The 20,251-nt window shown below is 61.6% G+C and carries 12 protein-coding genes; 2 read left to right on the top strand and 10 right to left on the bottom strand.

Annotated elements, in window-relative coordinates; all coding sequences use genetic code 11:
* Positions 1-16: 16 nt before the first annotated feature.
* Complete coding sequence (locus SHM7688_RS02770; protein ID WP_058238486.1) at positions 17-772, top strand: WecB/TagA/CpsF family glycosyltransferase; 756 nt, start codon at positions 17-19, stop codon at positions 770-772.
* Here the strand turns inward: SHM7688_RS02770 and SHM7688_RS02765 are convergent.
* The 3 genes from SHM7688_RS02765 to SHM7688_RS02755 are packed head-to-tail and all read right to left on the bottom strand — an operon-like array spanning position 754 to position 5,182.
* Positions 754-1,509: an SDR family oxidoreductase gene (locus SHM7688_RS02765; RefSeq protein ID WP_058238485.1), complete on the bottom strand. Its 756-nt coding sequence runs from the start codon at positions 1,507-1,509 to the stop codon at positions 754-756. The two genes, SHM7688_RS02770 and SHM7688_RS02765, sit on opposite strands and share 19 nt — an antisense overlap.
* Positions 1,509-3,107: a GMC oxidoreductase gene (locus SHM7688_RS02760; RefSeq protein ID WP_058238484.1), complete on the bottom strand. Its 1,599-nt coding sequence runs from the start codon at positions 3,105-3,107 to the stop codon at positions 1,509-1,511. Before SHM7688_RS02760 ends, SHM7688_RS02765 begins: the two co-directional genes overlap by 1 nt.
* Positions 3,104-5,182 carry an acyltransferase family protein gene (locus SHM7688_RS02755; RefSeq protein ID WP_083498879.1) on the bottom strand — a complete coding sequence of 693 codons (2,079 nt, stop codon included), beginning with the start codon at positions 5,180-5,182 and terminating at the stop codon, positions 3,104-3,106. Before SHM7688_RS02755 ends, SHM7688_RS02760 begins: the two co-directional genes overlap by 4 nt.
* 171 nt (positions 5,183-5,353) lie before the next feature.
* Between SHM7688_RS02755 and SHM7688_RS02750 the strand changes: the two genes are divergently transcribed.
* Positions 5,354-5,866 (top strand): serine acetyltransferase, encoded by a 513-nt coding sequence (locus SHM7688_RS02750; RefSeq protein WP_058238483.1) that lies wholly within the window; start codon positions 5,354-5,356, stop codon positions 5,864-5,866.
* Positions 5,867-5,884: 18 nt separating this feature from the next.
* Here SHM7688_RS02750 and SHM7688_RS02745 read toward each other — a convergent pair whose 3' ends face one another.
* The 7 genes from SHM7688_RS02745 to SHM7688_RS02715 form a co-directional block, all read right to left on the bottom strand.
* Positions 5,885-7,402, bottom strand: a complete 1,518-nt coding sequence (locus SHM7688_RS02745; protein WP_058238482.1) for a hypothetical protein — start codon at positions 7,400-7,402, stop codon at positions 5,885-5,887.
* Between the two features lie 130 nt (positions 7,403-7,532).
* Positions 7,533-8,192 carry a sugar transferase gene (locus SHM7688_RS02740; protein WP_223229174.1) on the bottom strand — a complete coding sequence of 220 codons (660 nt, stop codon included), beginning with the start codon at positions 8,190-8,192 and terminating at the stop codon, positions 7,533-7,535.
* Positions 8,193-8,712: 520 nt separating this feature from the next.
* Entirely contained in the window at positions 8,713-9,984 is a 1,272-nt protein-coding gene (locus tag SHM7688_RS02735) for a GumC family protein (protein ID WP_058238480.1), read from the bottom strand.
* Between the two features lie 74 nt (positions 9,985-10,058).
* Complete coding sequence (locus tag SHM7688_RS02730) at positions 10,059-10,778, bottom strand: 4'-phosphopantetheinyl transferase family protein (protein ID WP_058238479.1); 720 nt, start codon at positions 10,776-10,778, stop codon at positions 10,059-10,061.
* Between the two features lie 8 nt (positions 10,779-10,786).
* Complete coding sequence (locus tag SHM7688_RS02725) at positions 10,787-15,448, bottom strand: MupA/Atu3671 family FMN-dependent luciferase-like monooxygenase (protein ID WP_223229165.1); 4,662 nt, start codon at positions 15,446-15,448, stop codon at positions 10,787-10,789.
* Complete coding sequence (locus SHM7688_RS02720; protein WP_058238478.1) at positions 15,445-16,467, bottom strand: glycosyltransferase family 2 protein; 1,023 nt, start codon at positions 16,465-16,467, stop codon at positions 15,445-15,447. Before SHM7688_RS02720 ends, SHM7688_RS02725 begins: the two co-directional genes overlap by 4 nt.
* Positions 16,464-20,251, bottom strand: a 3,788-nt coding sequence (locus tag SHM7688_RS02715) for an SDR family NAD(P)-dependent oxidoreductase (RefSeq protein WP_158500649.1), incomplete at its 5' end; no start/stop codon positions are given. The genes SHM7688_RS02715 and SHM7688_RS02720, both read right to left, overlap by 4 nt.

Here is a 20,251-nt window from a genome sequence, read left to right as displayed (position 1 = left end):
AGCAGGGGCTTGCGCCGTGCAGTTTTCAACCATTGAGGGGCCGGTCACGGTCAATGTGCCTGATCACGGGGCGTTAAAGCAGGCTGTGGGGCGGCGGTTGGCGGCGAAAGAGGGCTTTGCGCTGGCCACGCTCAATCTCGATCACCTTGTAAAACTGTCCTCTGATGGGGCTTTTGCGCAGGCCTATCTGGCGCAGGATTTTGTCGTGGCTGATGGCAATCCCATTGTCTGGCTCTCGCGGCTGGCCCGCCGGCCTGTTACGCTTTTGCCCGGCGCGGATCTGGTGATCCTTCTGGCAGAATGGTGCGCCGCGGCGGGGGTGCCCGTGGCCTTGGTTGGCAGCACCGAAGAAGCTTTGGCGGCGGCAAGTACGGCGTTGCGCGCGCATGTAACAGGGCTGGAGGTGGCGCTCTGTGTGGCCCCGCCCATGGGGTTTGATCCCCAAAGCGCGGCGGCGGAAACGCTCTTGCAGGAGGTTGCCGCCTCCGGGGCGGGTCTGGCCTTTCTGGCGCTGGGCGCCCCCAAACAGGAGGCACTGGCGGCGCGCGGGCGTCAGCTTGTGCCCAACGTGGGTTTTGCCAGCATTGGCGCAGGGCTGGATTTTCTGGCTGGCACGCAAAAGCGCGCGCCGCGTTGGGTGCGCCGTCTTGCGCTGGAGTGGCTGTGGCGCGCGCTCAGCAATCCGGCCCGCCTGGCCTTGCGCTATCTGCGGTGCATCGGTATTTTGCCGCGCCTCCTGCGGGAGGCTTTGCGTCAGAGGTCGGGGATCTGACGCACTTTGGGCCGCCTGAGGCGCAGCGCGTCTTTCAACCGGGCCTTCAGGCCACGCGCGGGCAGCACTTCGCGATCGCGTTCAAACACGGCTCCATTGAGGCTCGGCTCCTGCCGAAGCGCCAGCCGCGCGCCCCAGTCTGCGGCCACAGCCGGATCCAGCCCCTCGGCCAGCCCCATCTGGGTGTTCAACATGCCCGGCATCCATGTGGTGACGATGATATTGGGCAGCCGATCGCCCAAATCCGCCACCAGCGCGCGTGAAAAAGTGGTCACCGCCCCTTTGGACACCGCATAGGCCGCGCTGCAGGGCAGGGGCTGCAGGTCGGCAAAGCTTGAGACATTCACAATCCGCCCCCGTCCCGCTTTGGTCATATCCTGTAGCGCTTCAAGCGTGCAGGCCACGGTGCCGCCAAGGTTGGTCGCCATGGTCTGTTGAAAGCTCACTGGGGTTTCATCCAGCAGATCCCGATGCGGATAAACAGCGGCATTGTTGATCAGCCGCGACACCGGCCCATGCCGCCGCACCTGTGCAAACCCCTGTGCCACCGCCCCCGGATCAGAGACATCCGCCACCACCGGCACAAAGCCCTCTCCTGCCTGCGCGCGGGTGCCTTCTAGCGTCTCTTCCGTGCGGCCAAACCCGGCCACGCGGCACCCCCGCTGACACAGTGCAACCGCCAGCGCCCGGCCCAGACCGCCGCCCGCCCCTGTCACCACGGCGATCTCTTGTGCCATCACAGCTCTCCTTTGCGCAGCGCCTTGCTCACCACATCGCCCACCCGCAACGCATTGGCCGCAATGGTCAGACTGGGATTGACCCCCATGGAGGTCGGCATGAACCCGGCGTCCACCACATAGAGATTATCGGCCTCATGCAAGCGGCAATCCCGATTGAGCACCGAGGTCGCCGGATCCAACCCAAAGCGCACCGTGCCGCAGGGATGGCCGAAGTTCAGCTCCGGACCCGTGCTGACAAACATCTTGCGCAGCCCGCGCAGGCGCGTTTTGAGCGCCCGCCGAAACGCCCGCCGCCGCGCCAGAAGCTCCGGGGCCATCTCATATTGGATCGCCAGATGGTCCGGATTGTCTGGATCAAATATCACCCGGTTCTGTGCATAGGGCAGGTCTTCGAGAATGCCGACAAAGATCTTTGCACTGCCCAGAAGCTTGACCGCGACCAGTGCAGGCAGACGTGTGAAGGCGCGCAGCCACGGCAGATGGCGCAGCAGAGACCGGTCAAACGCCATGTTGAGATAATGCACAATTTCCCCATAGCGCGCTTCAATACCCATGGCCTGCACCATACCAAACCGATCTGCACCACTGTGATAGAGATCACGAAACGCCAGCGCACGGCTCACGCCGCCTGACGGTGCCGTGGGTGTTTGGCGTGGTGGCCAGAGGGCAAACATCTCATTGAGATGGAACATCAGATTGCGTCCGACCATCCCGCTGCCATTGCCCACCCCCCCGGAGGCCAGCAAAAGCCGAGGAGTGTGCAGGGCCCCGGCTGCGAGCACATAGGTCTTGGCCTGCAATATGGCCTCTTCTCCGCCAGTCCAGATCTTTACGCCGCTGACCCGGCCCTGATCATGCCGGATCTCTGTCACCGGTGCGCGCAGCAAAAGCGTCGCACGGCCTGTGGCAAGAGCCGGTTCCACACCAGCAGAGCGCCCATCAAGCTTGGCGTCATTGGGGCATTTGCGCCCCAGATAACCGTCGCTGCCTTCAAACCGGCGCAGGCCCAGATGCCCCTGATAGGGATGCAGCCCCGCCGCCTGCATCTTGGCAGCAAGCGCCACATCCGCTTCTGACATCTCTGGCCCATCTGGCAAAGCTGCGGTCTCTGCCGCCAAAGGATCCGCGCCGCCACAGACATGATAGAGGGCCTCGGCCTCTGCAAAATAGGGTGCCATCTCCGCATAGGACACCGGCCAGCCGCCGGTCGGGTGGGGGATGTCCGGGCTGTCGTCCAGATCATGGGGGGCAGGGCGTTCAAGCGCGGCCGCATAAAACACCGAGCTGCCCCCGACACCGGCCCCAAGCGGCGCGTGAAACAGGGTGGTTGTGCCATTTACGGTGGCCTGCATTGGCTTGGGCCAATAGCCGCGCACCAGACGGGCCTCCTCATCCCAGATATGTGGGTTCAGCCCATGTTCTTCGGCCCTCTGACCGGCACCACCCCGCTCCACAAACAGCACCGAATGGCCCTGTTCCGCCAGACGCCGCCCAATGGTGCCTCCCCCCATACCGGTGCCGACCACGATCACATCCCAACCGCCCGCTTGCGATTGGGTCTGTGCCTGCGTCAGGGTCAGCACCTGCGCGGTCATGGCACCTGCCGCAGCATCGCGGGGTAAAACACTTCGCGCATCCGCCGGGCGGCCGCATTGGTCACATGGTTGTTGTCAAAAAACTGGCCCACGCCATTTTGCACCGCATCACAGAGGAAGGGATCACAGAACCAGCGCCAGCTGTCCAAAATCCGCGCGCCACTGCGGGCCAGCGCCATTTCGCCCCCGGCGGCGCGGCGCGTCGCATCGGTGACCGTGATTTGCCCGATCCGCCGTGCCAGTTGCTCAGACAGGCGTCCATGTGCCAGCGCCCGCGCCACTTTGGGCGCATTGTAATGCGCAATCTCAGGGGGCTGGCGCAACACATAAACTGCCCGATCCTGAAGCGCGATTTCCGTGACTGTGGCCTGAAGGGCCTTCGCCAAAAGCGCATCCTGCGTCATCACGCCAAAGCGCTCACTGCTCAGTCGGATGCTGTTATGTGCGTCGCTGCCCACCCCTTTGCCACTGGCATAATAAGACCACCTCCCAATCAATAGCACATCCCGTAGATCAGGGCTCATGGCCAGCGCCTGGCGGATTTGTGCATTGGCTGCGCCACAGGCCGCATCCTGTGCCCGCGTGGCGGCGCTTTCCTGTTTGCGGATGTCAAACAGCGGCGCACAGCCCGCTCGCCAGATCACCAGCCCGGCGCGGTTGGCCTCATGAGCGGCCTGATCCAGCCCTTCAAAATAGGCGCGCACATGGCTGTCGCCCCAAATCAGCAGGTTCGGCGCGCCATAGTCCGGCCCAATGCGGCAAAGCTCCAACCCTGCAAACGGTCCCGTATCGGCCACCGCACAGCGAGAGAAATCCTGTATGAAATCACCGGTCGCGGCGATATGCACCTGCGCCTGCCTGTCAAAACGCTGTGGCAGGCCGTCGGTTTTATAAACCGCCCATGACAGCATCAGCGCCGAAGCGGAGGCCGCCACAACCGCCGCGAGCAACGCCCAGTTTGACAGCCCGGTTGCGCGCCGAACGGGTTGTTCCACAAAACGCCATGACAGACCGGCAAGCACAAATGAAATGGCAATCCAAAGCGCGGTTTCCGCAGGCCCGGCATAGCGTTCCTGCAAATAGGTGGTGAGCGTGAACACCGGCCAGTGCCACAGATAGAGCGAATAAGACATCAACCCAATCAGCACAGGAACCCGCTGGGACAGCGCGCTGTTGACCAGATTGTTCTGCGTGCCATTGCCAATCAGCAGCACCGTGCCCAGCACCGGCAAAATCACCTGCAGGCCGGGAAAAGCCGCGCCCGGCTGCACCAGCACCACAGAGGCCAGAACCAGCGCCAGCCCGGCCCAGCTCAGCGCCTGATGCGGGCGCCACAGGTCTGGCTTCTCGATGGTCAGGATCGCAAGGCCCACCCCCGCCAGCAGCTCCCAGGCGCGAAAGGGAAACAGATAAAATGCTGCCGTATGCGCCTGAAACGTCATCACAACACTGCTGATCAGCGACAGGGCAAAGCAACCGCCAAGCGCCGCCATCAACACCGTGCGATTGCGGGCAAACAGCAAGAACACCAGCGGCAGGAAGATGTAAAACTGTTCCTCCACCGACAAAGACCAGCTGTGCAGCATGATCTTTTCTTCTGCCGCGCCATCAAAATAGCCCGCTTGCCGGAAGAACAGGATGTTGGAGAGATAGACCGTGGCGGCAATCACGCCTTTTGCCGTCTCGCGGAAATCACTGGGCAGCAGGATCAGCGATCCAATAGCCAGAACCGCAAAGGCCATGACAAAATACGCCGGGGCCAGTCGCCGTATGCGGCGCATGTAAAACGCACCAAGCGCAAGCCTGCCGGTGGCCTGATGCTCCCGCCACAAAATTCCGCCAATCAGAAAGCCGGAAATGACAAAGAAAATGTCCACCCCGACAAAACCACCGCCAAAGCCGGGCACACCAAAATGATAAAACACCACGGCCAGAACCGCGATGGCGCGCAGCCCGTCAATCTCTGCGCGATGAGCCGTGCCTCCCGGCGTCATCCCATCAGAGGCCATTCCGCTGGCTTCTGGCGGAGTTACATCCGCGGTCTCTGGGTCATCCTCTGGTAGGGCACGGGTCATACGCGTGCTGATCCTCGCGTCATTCTGTCGTTGCATCACAACAAACACATCTCCTTTGGCTTGGGCAAGTTTTGCACCATCGGATGATAAAGTTGCTTTAACACAGAGGTTTTGCGACAACGTTTTGAAAGCGCAGGTGCCCGTTCTGTGACTGTTTGGAGATGTCTTACCGTGCAAAAAGAAGCCAGTGTTTCTGCCACCATCCCGAATTGGACACGGGAAGTGCCTCAGCGATTCTGGGACGCGGGCCCCAAGCTGTTGCGGGCGCTGCGCCGCTATCAGGCGGCACAGGCCAAGGGCGGGCTTTGGGGCACGCTTGCGTCAAAATACTGGGTTCTGGTGCATCGCTTCTGGTCGCTGATCACTCAATCGGAGCTGCATCTCAATATGGAGATTGCAGGCGGCCTGCGGCTGCCCCATCCTACCGGTATCATCGTGCACCCTGCGGCGCGCATCGGTGTGAATTGCCAACTGATGCATCAAGTGACGCTGGCGGGTGCCGTGGTGCTCGAAGGGCATGTGGACATCGGTGCCGGTGCCAAGCTGATTGGGCCACTCATTGTGGGTCAGGATGCAGAGATCGGCGCCAATGCCGTTGTCACTGCCGATGTGCCCGCCGGGGCTGTGATGGGCGGCGTGCCGGCACGCATTCTGAAGATGAAACCGGGGTATCCCACCCTCTGAGCCGCCCTGCAGCAGGTCTTATAACACGTGGCGGTTGCGCGGGTCCGCCTCTGCGGGGGGCTGTGTGACATCGGCATGCGCGCTCTCGGAGGGGGGCACCGTGTCTTCCCCCTTGCGCAGCCGCGCCATCAGTTCCGCATGACCCAGAAGCGTGCCAGCAATCAGCCATGTGGTCGGTGTCAGCGTGGCGTTGGGCAGCATGTCGACCAGATTGAAGCCTAGCATCACCGCCAGAGGCCCAAGGTAAGGCGACAGCGTTCTGTGCGGCATCCCCTGTGCCTGCGTGCCCTCGGTGAAGGCAAAGGAGGTGCCCTTGTGAAAGCTGTCCTGATCCGCCTGATGGCGCAGCCGCAATTCGCGCGCCACGAGGAAAATCGGCAGCGACATCAGGCCAAACTGTGCGATGTATCCAAACCAGCCCCAGACCCCCATCACAATGATCCAGAACCCATCGGTCACCGTTGTGATCAGGCCCGTGGTTGGATCATGCAGGTGGTTGCGCCCCCATATGCCCCAACCAAACAGCGGCTTGCGCAGGGCGCGCTCCAGCAGGACATCCTCATTCTCCAGTCGGAAATTCAGCGATTGCGCCCGATCCGCACTCACCGCTTCTGCGCGGGATAGAATAAGCTCTGTTGGCACGAGATCGGCGGATTTCAGCACCGGATAGCTGAGTGTCACAAGCGCGAGCAGGGCAGCAATACGCACCTGTGCGCGACTGGACAGCAGCACAATCACCACACCTGCAAGCGTGGCATAAATCAGCGTCGCCAGCGTTTTGCACAGCACGAGCACAACAGCAAAATAAAGCGCGGCCAGTAAGTATTTTGCCCGGCTTGTGCCGCTGTCTCCACGCCACAACGCCAATGTGGCCAAGAGCGCCGTGAGCACAAAATACGCCAGCCAGATCCCGTGATAGAGGAACACCATCGGGCGATAGCCGCCCCCGCGAATGGTCTGGGAAAACAGGTGCTGATAATAGCCATAGACCCAATTGTTCAATTGTGGGCTGAGCCGCACCTCAAGCAGGATTGGCACAGAATAGGCCAGCCCGGCAATCATCAGAGCCAACAGAAGATCACGCTGGTCCTGTGCCGTGGTCAACAAGGCCCGCGCCATCAGAAAGCCGATCACAAGAATGAACCGATTGATGGGCTGGGCTATGGCATCCTGTAGATAGAGCCCGCGAATATAGGTCTCGGTGAAAATCAGAGGCTCGCCATTGGTGAATACCGTGGCAATGGGACAGAGCACAAAAACCGCCAGCAATACCCGCACCAATGTGTGATCGGGCAAAAGTTTGGGGCGCTGGGGCAGCACAAAGAAAACCGCGATCAATATGGCAACATTGGGCAGGCTGGTCTTGTCCAGTGCGGGCATCAGCGGAAAGTCAAACGCCGCCGGTGGTGGCGGCAACAGCAGATAGGCCCCCAGCAAGGACCAGATCAATGCGCGCCCGGGTGGCAGGCTGACAAAAAGGCGCCAAATCACCACGGGCCAAAGCAGCAGCATCAAAGTGGCAAGCGCATTGGGCATTTTGAGAGCTGTCTTCCTGGGTTGTCTGCCGCATTGGGCGACGTGGAAAGGGCGAACCCCAAACACGCGCGCTGCAATTATAGCGCGCGCGTCCAATGCTGTCAGCTATGGCCGCGTCTCAAAACCCGGCTCACATTCCGGTGCCAGCTGTCACCACAGCAACCGTGCGCAGCACGATGCTTGCATCCGTGCGCAGAGACAGCGCACGGTCATAATTGCTGTCATGAATGGCACGTTCGGCAAAGCTGCATTCGTTGCGCTCGGAAATCTGCCAAAAGCCAGTGATACCGGGACGCATCTCAAAATAGGCTGTGCCGGGATAGAGTGCGACCTGCTGTGGCATCATCGGGCGCGGGCCGACCACAGACATGGTTCCAAGCAACACGTTCAGGAACTGCGGCAACTCATCCAGCGAGGTCTTGCGAATGACGCGCCCGATCCGTGTGATCCGCGGGTCATGGGTCAGCTTCTGCTTCTCATTCCATTCCAGCCGCGCCGCTGGATTGGCGCGCAGATACGCCTCCAGCTTACGCTCCGCATTTGGCACCATCGAGCGCAGCTTGAACATCTTGAAACGCTTCCCGTTCTTGCCCACGCGTTCTTGGCTGTAGAAAGGGGAATGCCCATCTGTTGCGATCAAAATCGCCAAAACAGTCACGATAAGCGTCACCGGCAGCGCGATGGTCATCACAAAAAGCACATCAAAGACCCGTTTGAACACACTGCGGTACAAACCACGGCGCGGAGGCGAAACCTCAAAGCCCTGTGCAAAATTGTCGCGCGAAAACATCGCCATTACAAATCCCCATTACCCTACTCAGATGGGCATCATCGAACGCGCAAAGTCACTGTCATCGTGGTCGCTCAAAACCGCGATGTTGCTCTCGTGATCGTCCTGACGGAAAAGCACCCCGGCAGCAGGGGCCGATCTCAGTGATCTTTGCGATGTAGTCCTTTGATGCTCCTTACAAAGAAGCGCCCACCCAAGAACACACTTTAGTCACAATTTTTCAGAAATCCACATTAACTTTTGGATAGGTTTTGATAACCTATTGAAATTAAATGATTTGTGTGGGTTTTGAAAATTAGAAATATTTTGTCTTGGTTAAGATTGTGTCTATTCGGATAGGGGCAAACTAGTCTTTTGGAAACGATTTTAGCCCTCTGAATTCATTGTTTCCGCAAAACCGCAAGTCGGGTTTTCCACAGCGAGTCGTTTTCCTGCCAAAGGGCAGGAATGATTCGGCGAAAACGCGCTGGTTTTGGCATGTTTCGTCAAAAAATAGGCAGTTTTCTGTCTGGGACTGAGCCTAGCGGCTGAGGTTCAATATGGCTGCAGCCAACCCGCCGAAAACCGCCACAAGCGCGCCCACCTTAAGGATGCGGCGCACAATACGCGCACGGCGTTTTGTTGGGGTTTCAAGAACCGGGATCGCTGCCACTGCGCGCAGACGCAGTTGCCGTTCCAACTGGCTGCGGGTGTAAATCACCGGGCTGCGCAGCTCCATAAGGAACACAAGGCTCAATGCGGCCACCACACTGAGCAGACCTCCCATCGCCAGCGTGCGCTTGCGGGAAGGGGCAATGGGCCAATCCGGCGGCAGCGCTTTTTCCAATACCGTGAAACTGTCAGATTGCTGGTTGGCCTCCAGCATCTGTAACATCTCCGCCTCCGCCTTGCCGACAGTGATGGCCTGATATTGTTCTTCCAGTTTCACCAATTGGCGTTGCAGACGATTGGCCTGTTGTTCGATGCGCGGCATGTCGGCGATGGCGCTTTCGATTTCCGCAATCTCGATCTGATAAAGTTCGCTTTCTTCCTGCAGCCGCCGCAGCCGTTGCGCCCGTATGGAAGTGCCGCTCGCCGGGGTGCCCGCATTGTCCAAAATCTGACGCTGTACCTCCAGTTCGATCTGCTGCAGATCCACCAACCGGGTGCGCAGCGCTTCAACGCCGCCGGGCAACAGCACAGCATTCTCGCGTTTGTAATTTGCAATCTGTTGTTCCAGCGCCGCAATCGCGCTTTCAATGCGGCGCTCTTCGCCATCAAAGAAACTCAGGGTTTCCGCAACCCGCGCGGTGCGCCGTTTCTCTTCCTGTTCCAGCACATTGTTGACCAGTTCATTGGCCACATTCGCCGCCAGCACTGGATCCGTTGTGCGCACGGTCACCAAAAGCGCTGAGGGGCTGATATCCTGACGCCAGCGGAATTCCGGGTTGGTGATATGCACCACCCGCGCGGCACGGCGCAGCAGATCAACCTTTTGCATGTCGCTGAGCGGCGCATCGCTGTAGAGGCCGAATTTCTCGATAATCGTCAGCAGATTGTCACGCGCCATGACGCGCTGCTCCACAATCTGAAGTTTTTGCAGCATGTCTGCATTCAGAGACCCTGGCGAAGTTGTGCCGGTCTGAATGGAGGGCTGTTCGATCTGTATGGTGGCGGAGGTTTCATATTCACGCGGCAGGCTCAGCACATAGGCAAGCGAAAGCAGGAGACCGGCGGCAATAACGCTGGCCCACAGGAAAAATCTCCTGCGCAGCATGCTCAGCACTTCGCCAATCGTCTGGATTTTATCCATACCCGTCCTCAAACACTGCTACGGCGCGACTCACACCCGCGCTCTTATTATGGGACTATCGCCAGACAATGTGGTCATCGCGTGGCGCAAACGGGGAAATTGGCGTTTTCAATACCCGCCCGCGCCCCAAGCGCCACAGTGGCAACCACATGTGCTGTGGTGGTTTGGCAGTGTCCATGGATCTCAGTGCCAGCAGGGATCGCCTGCACAGGCTCAGTGAAACGCGCGGAAAATCGGCCACCGTGGGGGTGGAATGTGATCTGCAATATGTCAAAGCCAAACAGGGCCCCAGTCAGCGGAAATTGCGCCTTAAATACGACCTCTTTGGCACAAAAAATCTGTCGTGCCAGCAGGCCCCGTTTCGGGGCCGGGCGCTCTGACAGCCACGCCAACTCGTCGGGCCGACAGATTTCCGGGATCAAATCTTCGGGCAGCGGCGCATTAGGTTCTACGTCCACCCCCAGCGCATGCACGACCTCAAGAGGGCCAACAACGGCAAGACAGCTGCTGGCGTCATGGCTGATCGACCCGGCGAGCCCTTCGGGCCAGAGTGGCGTGCGATCCGCTTGTGCAGGCAGAGGCTGTGCGCCCCAGCCCAGCTCTGCAATGGCTTGACGTGCCGCCAGCCGCCCGGCGGCAAATTCCAGACGCCGCTTGGGCACGGCTTTGGCCACTGCCGCCACTTCTTGAGGCCAGAGCAGCGCATCTTTTGTGGTCGGATCCGCCACTGCAACGACAACCCCTTCGGGCAGACAGGCTTCGGTCTGCGCCTTCAGTTCGGTCAAATGGCCCATCTCTCGGGTCACGTGCTCCGCGTCCGCCGCCTTGCGCGCATGGCGCGCCGTTTGCTTATGGTTTCCGCACGGTTTGTGGCCTGTGCGCTGACCGCCTCAGAGCTGCGGGCCTCCGGGGCATCCTCGGGCTTGGGGCTGCCCACCAGCGCCTCAACCCGCCCGGCCAGCGCGCCCAAAGTGGGGAAGCGGAACACATCGGTGATCGACAGCTTCTCTGCCCCGCTGCGCCTGCGGATATCGCGATGGGCCTGCACCGCCAAAAGACTGTGCCCGCCCAGATCAAAGAAATTGTCCCCCAATGCGACATCGCGCACGCCAAGCACCTCGGCCCAGACTTCGGCGATCAGTTTGGTCATATCCCCGCCGCTGGCCACTGGCGCAACCTCCTGTGGCGCGGCTTTGGGCGTGGAGAGCTTGCGGCTTTCTTCCGGCGCAGGCAGGGCCTTGCGGTCGACCTTTTTATTGGGGGTCAGCGGGAAACTGTTCAGCGTGACATAGTGCTGGGGCCGCATGAAGGCGGGCAGCTGCGCCCGCAGGGCGGCCCGCAGTGCCGCTTCGGCGGGCACATCCCCGCGCAGATAGGCCACCAGCCGCACATCACCGGGGCTCTCTTCACGCGCCATCACCACGGCCTGCGCCACCCCCGCGATCTCTTCCAGACGGGTTTCAATCTCACCCAGTTCAATCCGGTAGCCGCGCAGCTTCACCTGATGATCCACACGCCCCAGAAAATCCAGCGCAGCATCATCGCGCCAACGCACCAGATCTCCGGTGCGATAGAGCCGCCCCGTGCCAAAGGGTGCCTCAATGAACCGCTCAGCCGTCAAGGCATCGCGCCGCCAGTAGCCCCGCGTCACACCTGCGCCGCCAATCAACAGCTCTCCGGCCACCCCCACTGGCACCGGCTCCAGCGCGTCATCCACAACATAGACTTGCGTATTGGCAATGGGCGTACCGATCTGAGCCACGCCCTCGCGCGCATCCGCCTGCGCTGTGGTGGACCAGATCGTGGTCTCCGTCGGGCCGTACATATTCTGCACCTGCGCATCCGTCGCGGCGTTCAGGTCCGCCACCAAGGCTCCCGAAAGCGCCTCGCCCCCCACCAGCATTTGCTTGACCGCGCCAAGCGCAAACCGCGCTTCTTCATTGTCGTTCAACAGCCGCGCCATCGACGGGGTGCATTGCAGATGGCTCACCCCGTGCCGGATCATCTGCGCCGCGATTGATACATCCTCGGGGTCCAGCTCCCCGCCCTCATTGGCCCGCCGCAGAACCTCTGCCAGCGGTTTCAGCCCGTCAAGCACCGTGGCGCTGTCGATGCCGTAATCAATCAGACAGGCAATCTCTGTCACCCCAATGCGCTTGACCTGCTCCACCCGGTCCAGCGCATCCTCCACCGTGCCAAACAGGCCGCTGTCCTCAAAATAGCGCTGAAAGGCAAAATCCAGAATGCCTTCAAGCTCCTCTTCGCTCAGGCTGCCCAGATCCAGCTCAAAGGCGTTGTTCACCCCTTCGGGCTTCTTGAACGCGGGAAAGGCCCAGGCATAGCTTTTGATCAACCCGGCCGCAGAGCGCAGGTAATCTTTCATCGGCTCCCGTGCGATCTCGCGCGCAGTGTCGCGATCCTCTGCCAGAAAGGAATGCAGCATCAGCGTGACAGTGAAATCCTTGGGGTCATGCCCGGCTGCGCGCAGCGCATCGTGATAGAGCGCGATCTTCTCGCCGACCTCTTCCACGCTTTGCCCCAACAAATGTGTCAGCACATGGCAGCCATTGCGCCCCGCCTCTTTCCAGGTCTCCGGATTGCCCGCCGTGGTCACCCACAGCGGCAGCTCTTTGGACACCGGGCGTGGCTGTGTCAGCACCGGATGCAGGTTGCCGTCTTTCTTGGGGAAAGCCACCTCCTCTCCACGCCACAGACGGCGCAGATCTTCCATCTGCGCAAACATCGCCGTTTTATTCGCAGGCGGCGTGTTTTCCGGTCGCAGGATAAAATCATCCGGTTGCCAGCCGCTGGCAATCGCCAGCCCAGCCCGCCCATTGGTCAGATTGTCGATCACCGCCCATTCTTCCGCAATGCGCGCGGTGTGATGCAGCGGCGAGACACAGGAGCCAGCCCGCACCCCAATGTGCTTCGTCACCGCCGCCACGGCGGCCCCGGTCACCGAAGGGTTGGGATAGGGCCCACCAAAGGCGTGGAAATGCCGCTCTGGCGTCCAGACCGCGCAGAACCCATGCGCATCGGCAAATTTGGCCCCCTCCAGCAGAAGCTCATATTTCTTGCTGCCCTGCCCATCATCATTGCCCCAGTAATAGAGCGAGAAATCCATACCACCTGCGGCTGCGGGCAACCGCCCATTGGAAATCTGCGTGGTGGTCTCATCGCCTGACAGCACCAGCTTGAAACCCCGCGACAAGGTCCAGAAGAGTTCGAGCACCGAAATATCAAACGACAGCGAAGTGACCGCCATCCATGTGTCTCCGGCCTGATGCGGCACGCGGGTATCCATCCCGGCAAAGAAATTGGCCACATTGCCATGGGTGACCATCACACCCTTGGGCGTGCCGGTAGAGCCGGAGGTGTAGATCAGATAGGCGAGATCCGCGCCGGTGGTGAGGGGATCTGGCGTGTCACTGGGCGCGGTGCCAAGCCGCGCGTCCCGGTCCATCTCAAGCAACTGCGCGTCATGCGCGGGCAGCTCTCCTGCCAAAGCCGCCTGTGTCACGATCACGGCACAGCCGCTGTCACTCAGGTAATGCGCCAGACGCTCCGCAGGGTAGCTCGGGTCCATCGGCACATAGGCCCCCCCGGCTTTCAGGATCGCGAGCGCCGCCACCACCAGATCGGGAGAGCGTCGCAGGCAAAGCCCCACAAGCGCGCCCCGCGTCACGCCCATCTCGCGCAGCACATGCGCGGCACGATTGGCGCGCGCATTGAGTTCAGCATAGCTCAGGCTGTCATGCCCAAAGATCAGCGCAGGCGCGTCCGGTGTTTTTACAACCTGCGCCTCAAACTGCGCCGCCATGGTGACATCCGCTTCAAAAGGCGCTTCTGTGACATTCCAATGGGTGAGCACCTCTGCGCGCTCAGCCTCTGGCAAAACCGCAATGTCTTTCACATGGGTTTTGGTGGTGATCTCCTCACAGGCAAGCGTCAAACGCGCAGCCAGACGATCTGCATGATCCGGCGTGATCCGCGCCGCATCATAATGCAGCACCGCACCAGAGACCCCAATGGCAACGGTCAGGGCCGCGCCCTCAATAGGGGCGGCGATGGCGCCCATGCTGACGGCCAGATCCGGCATGGTCAGTGGCGCAAGGTTTGGATCCCGGGCAATCAGATCGCTGGCAAAACTGCCTTGGCGCTCAACATCATCACAGCGCGCAGACATGGCCGCATGGGCGTCTGCCACCGTACCCTGCAACAGCTCTACCCCAAGGCGCAAAGGCACCCAGGGGGACAGAAGGCCCGCGGCCTGCGGATGTGTCGCACCACGATAGGCGACGTCACACACCTCCGGAAGGCCCGACCGCAGCGCCCAGAGGGCCACCGCGGTCAGGATACTCTTGGAGGGAGTCTCTGAAATTTTCAGCGGCACCTGCCGCATGTCTGTAAGCTCGCCACCGTCCCGGATCAGCGGCAGGCTGGCGGGCACATACTCTGCCAGCCGCGCCCGCCAATAGGCCTCGGCCTTGGCAATACCTGTCATGGTGGCGCTGAGGCTCTCCGTGGCGGCTTTGTCCAGCAAGGGCAGGCGTTCACCGGCGCGGATCACCTGATCCGCCGTCACGGCCACACCGTTGGCATCGGTCAACCCACCCAGCACCACAGCGCCCCGGCCACAGGCCACGGTGACCTGCTGATCGGAGACCTGCAGAACCGCACCGGGCTCCCCATGCCCAGCACTCTCCGCCACAGCTGCGGTGTTTGTCAGCAGCACACGCCCGGCGGCGACAAATTTGGGGGCCCAAAGCGGGTTGAAATAGCTGCCATGATCCAGCGCCCGGATCAGCGCCACCACCTCCTGTGCATCATGGCGAAAGTCCAGCCGCGCGGCCCCGGCTGGACGCTGGGCGCGGCTGTAGTAGCTGCGTTGACTGAAATCCTGTGTCCGACAGTCTGGCAAGCCCTCGCCAAGCGCGCGGATCACCTCCGGAAAACTGTCGATGGCGGCGGCATAACATTTGGTGTTCAGCGTCAGAGCGGTATCATTCTGGCTGACGTCAAACATACGCTGGACGACAATCTCGCCGGTGTCCGCGTCCCTTTCCATCTTATGCCAGGTGATGCCGTGGCGGGGTTCCTGATGGAGCCGCGCCCAGACCGGGGCATTGACGCCCGCATAGCGCGGAAGCGGGCCATCATGAAAATTCACCGCACCTTTGGCAGGCAGTTTCAGCAAGGCCTCCGGGAGCATGTCAAGATTGGCCACACTCAACAGCCAGTCAAACCGCGCGCCCAGCAACTCCCCTGCAATATCGGCATCTGATGAAATCACCCGCAGGCCCTGATCCTGCGCCCAGAGGGTCAGCTCAGGCGCGCGTGTCACCACGGCGATCAACTCATGCCCCATGTCCTGCCACAGGGTGGCGCATTGGATCAGCAGGCTTTCATTGCCGATCATCGCCGCAGACATCGGCGCGGTTTGGCTGAAGGTATCAAGGCTCATGATTTTGCCTCCTTGCGTAGGGGCACTGTCGGTGTTTGGTGGGATGCAGGGGGTGTCCGCTGCACCAGCGCGCGCAGATAATGGCGTGTCATGTCCCAGCCAAACAGATGCGGATCCCGCGCCGGTTTGCGCCCGATGAGACGCCGCAACTGCCAGAGCAGATGGCCGACAAGATGCGCCAGCGTTGCCAGCGCAGCGGAGAGACGCCCATGGTTCTTGCGGAAGTAATAGAGGCGGCTGTCCAGCCAATACTGGGGAATACGCTGCCACTGTTTCATGCCGGTAGAGACAGAGCCGATGTGGGTCACCGCGCTGCTGCGCACATAATCGGTGTGCCATCCGGCGCGCCGGGCGCGCAGGCAGAGATCGGTTTCCTCAAAATACAGGAAGAAGCGCTCATCAAACAGGCCGATCTCTTCGAGCACCGCGCGCCGCATCATGATTGAGGCTCCGGCCAACCAATCCACCCGCGTGGTTTCCGCGGGGATGGGCAAAGGCACGATATGACGGTGCAGAAGTCGGCTGATCAGCCCGATCCGCGCCGCGCCTTCCAGCGCGCCCCAGATCGAGGGAAAGCGAAAGGCGGTCAGATGCGGTATGCCGTCTTCGCCATGAATATAAGATCCCGCAAAGCCACAGGTGGGGGTATGGGTCAGGTGATCCATCAGGGCGCGCAGACTGCCCGCATCGGGGAAAGCATCGGAGTTGAGGATATAGACAAAGTCAAAATCCCGCTGCGCCAGCCCGTGACGGATGCCAAAATTATTGCCCGCACCAAAGCCGCCATTGTGGCCGGATTGCACAACCTGCACAGGCGGGCCTGCGTGGTTCTCAGTCCAATCAGCTGCGGCAAGGGCGTCGCGCATCTGCGCAAAGGAGCCGTCCCCGCTGTCATTATCGACAATGACGATCTGCCCGTCGATCCCGGCCATTTCCCGCGCGGCCGCCTCCGCCGCTTTCAGGGTCATCTGTGGCGTGCGCCAGTTCAAAATCACGGTGAGAAGAGTGGGGGCGCTCATTCTGCGGCCTCCTGATGCGGGTGCTGTGCGGTCTTGGTCTCGGCTGCAGAAATCACCTTTTTCATCCGCGTGGCCAGCACCCGCACATTGGGTTCTAAAACCATGCTGTCATGATCGCCGGGCACCTCAAATACCGCCACATCCGGCACCCATTGCCGCCAGTCGTTGTCGTGAAACACATAGGCCCGATCCGCATCCACCAGACGGCCATCTCCCATATCCCATTTACCTTGCAGCGGCGGGCGGAAGAGCACCAGATTGCCCTGCCAGGGTCGCATGGGGTATTGCGCCACGGCGCGTAAAAACGCCGCTTCGATCTCGGCATCATGGAACTGCTGCCCCTGCGCCTCACCCTCTGTGGCCGCCGCAGGCCGACGCTTCTGGATCTCCCAGGCCATGCGGTTCTTCGCCCAGATCAGCGGATAGGCCACCCCCTTGGATTTGAGCTCCTGCATCTGAATGCGCATCCGGTCCTGCCGTGACAACGGGCGGCGCACCGGCAGCGGCGTGTCCAGTAATGCCACCAAGGCCACCACATCGCCCTGTGCCTCCAGCTGATGGGCGATCTCATAGGCGGTGATGCCGCCCCCGGAGAAGCCCCCAAGCAGATAAGGTCCTTCTGGCTGCACCTGTTTGATCTCTGCGATATAGTCTGTTGCGGCCTGCACCAGATCGTCATGCGGCGTGGCATCGCCAAAAAGCCCGCGTGCCTGCAGGCCATAAAAGGGCCGGTCCGCCCCAATCAAATGGGCCAGATGGCGCAGGTTGAGCACATTGCCAAACATGCCCGCCACAAGGAAAAACGGCCTGCGCGCGCCGCCTTCGCCTTGGTGCATGGGCACCAGATGGGTGAACCGGCTGCCCCGCGCAGCATGGGCGGGCGCGCCTGTTTCAGACGCCCCGCCGTCCGGCGCGGCGCCTTCACCCGGCGCGGTCTGGCTTTGGCCAGACGGGGCATCCCCCACCCGATCCGCGATCAGGCCAGCGCAGGCTTCAATGGTGGGCGCTTCAAACAGCACCGAGATCGGGAACTCCACCGCCCAGGCTTTTTTGACCATGGCAAACAGGCGCACCGCAATCAGACTGTGGCCTCCCAGATCAAAGAAACTGTCGCGGATGCCCACCTGATCCACGCCCAACAGCTCCTGCCAGAAGCCCGCCAGCACACGCTGAATATCCGTTTCCGGCGCAACATAATCCGTCTCAAGCTCGGGCCGCTCAAAGCTCTGAGAGGGGCCAGCCTGTGTTTCCGGTCCCGCCGCGCTTTGGGTGATCAGCGCGGGCAGATCCAGCGAGGAAATCACCACCACAGGCCGCTCTGTGCGCAACGCCGCCTCAAACAAGGCCGCACCCTCCGATGGTGGGATCCCTTGTGACAGATTATGCGCCAGTCGCGTTTCAGCGGCCGACAGCGGGGCCTGTGCTCCGCCCCCCTCAAAGGTCACTTCAGCCCGGCTCAGCGGTTGCGCTTTGGCAAAACCCGCCGCGCTTGCGACCTGCCGCAGCGACAGACCTTCCACCGTGACGCAAATCTGCCCATCCGCCCCACTCAGCCAAACGTCAAACCGTGCTGTGCCCTCAGCACTGCTGCCTCCGGTGAGGCGTACATGGCTGAACACCTCCTCTGGTAAATCATGGTGCCGGGTCATACGGCCATAGCCCACAGGCACCCAAAGATGCCCCTGCGCATAGCCGGGGATCAGATCCATCGCCCAGCCGGTGGCAATGTCCAAAAGGCCCGGATGCAGCTGCAGCCCATCGGCCTGCGCGGCGCTGTCCAGTGACAACCGTGCGAGCCCCTCGCCGGTGCCAAACGCCGTTTCGCGCAACACCTGCCAGCGTGGCCCAAACCGCATATGCGCCTCCTGCGGGGCCGCCAATGCGCTGCCAAAACCGTTTTGCTGTATCGGGCAACGGTCCTTGATCTCTGCCAGCCTCAAAGGCGCGGAAGGCATCTGTGGCGCGGGACACATCCGCGCCTCTGCATGGGTCTGCCAGCCAGCCTGACCCTCAAACGGCACCGCGCTCTGCACCTGCAGATGATAGCCTTCTTCAGAGCGGATCATGCGCAGCTTCACTGTGGCCTCCGCGTGCTCTGCCACATGCAGGGGGCGCAAAAACACCAGATCCTGAAGCGCAAAAGGTGCGGTTTCCCCTTGAGCTTTGAGCGCCTCATAGGCCAGGGCAATATAGCCCGTGCCCGGCATCACCGCATCCCCATCCCGGGTGCGGTGCTCATCCAAAAGCCAATCCGTCGCCGTCAGACGACTGAGGAAGATGCGGTTGCCTGCGCCATCAAACCCGGCCTTCTGCAACAGGGGAGCATCAATCTCTGTGGTCGCAGTGTCCAGCCCATGGCCCTGCCGCGCTGCCACAGCCTCGGCCGCCATGCCAACCTCTGCCCACAGGCCCCAATTGATGGCACAGACGCGGGTCTTGCCACCCTGTCGCGCCTGCGCGTAGGCGTTCAGATAGGCATTGGCCGCCACATAGTCGATCTGCCCCGCCGGGGCCGTCGCCGTGGAGGAGGAGGCAAACAGCACCAGCCAGTCCAGCGCCCCATCCGGGAACAGCTGCGCCAGCACCTCTGTGCCATGTAACTTGGGGGCCAGAACGTCCTCAATTGTGGCGGAGGTCTTGCTCAGAAGCGGACCATCCTCAATCACACCTGCGGCATGCACCACGCCATCTATCTGGCCAAAAGCGGCGCGGGCCTGTGCCACAGCCTCTGTCATCTCATCAAGGTTGCAGACGTCTGCTGCCAGCGGGAGCACCTTTCCCCCAAGGCTTTCCAACCGCTCTACGGCGCGGATACGCTGCGCGATCCGGTCCTGCGGCGCGTGGCTCTTCAGGTGGCGCGCCCAATCTGCGCGCGGCGGCAATGCCTCCCGCGCCAGCAATACCACATTGGCCCCGGCGTCCCGGATCATCCGCTCTGCCAGCGTCAGACCAATGCCGCCAAATCCCCCGGTGATCAGATAGGTCCCCCCCTTTTTCCAGGCGGGCATCTGTGCGGTGTCTTGGGCGGTGTCTGGGGATGGCCCCTCCAGCGTCACCTTGCGATAGCCCCGCTCAAACCGCTTCTCGCCGCGCCAGGCTGCGATGGAGGCTTGGGCGGGTGTTTCGGAGGGGGCAAAAACCTCTTCAAGAAGTTTGACCACCAGCGCCGCGCGCGATTTGCGCGTGGGCGGCTCCACATCCAGCAGGGAACAGCGCACCCCGGGCAACTCGCGCCCAATCACCTGTACCGCCCCCAGAACCGTCGCCTTCTCCGGATAGGGCAGCGGCTCTTTGCGGGTCTGAACCGCACCGGAGGTGACCGTGGTGATGTGCAGCGGCGTGGGCAAGTTTTCACTGCTCACCGCTTGGGCGAGGAAAAAGAGGCTCATCAGCCCCTGTTCCTGATTGCGGTGGAAAAAACTGGATCCGGGGCGATGGCGTTCGTCTTCGGTCAGAAGCCACAGGTGCAGGATCCGATCGGGCACGCGGCCTCGCCGCATCAGGCTCTGAATCAGGGCGTCATAGCCGTCCCGCCCCCGCTCTGGTGCCAGCGCATAGCTGTCTGGTCCAAGTTCCGCAAAGGCATCTGATGTGGTGACAGTCACCACATCTTGACCAGCCTCGCGCAGGCGCGCGGCCAGCGCCGCGCCCGTGCCCCACGGGTCAAGAAAAATAAGCCAGCTGTGTGGATCCGCCGTGGCCAGATCGGCCTCCACATCAATCTCACAGGCCGCCAATTTTGGGGTCCAGACCGGGGCATAACTCCAGTCGGCCGTGTCAGGCA

It is taken from the genome of Shimia marina (assembly GCF_001458175.1).
Lineage (GTDB): Bacteria > Pseudomonadota > Alphaproteobacteria > Rhodobacterales > Rhodobacteraceae > Shimia > Shimia marina.
The sequence above is the reverse complement of the archived record's forward strand: the minus strand, read 5'-3'. Positions and strand labels throughout refer to the sequence as shown.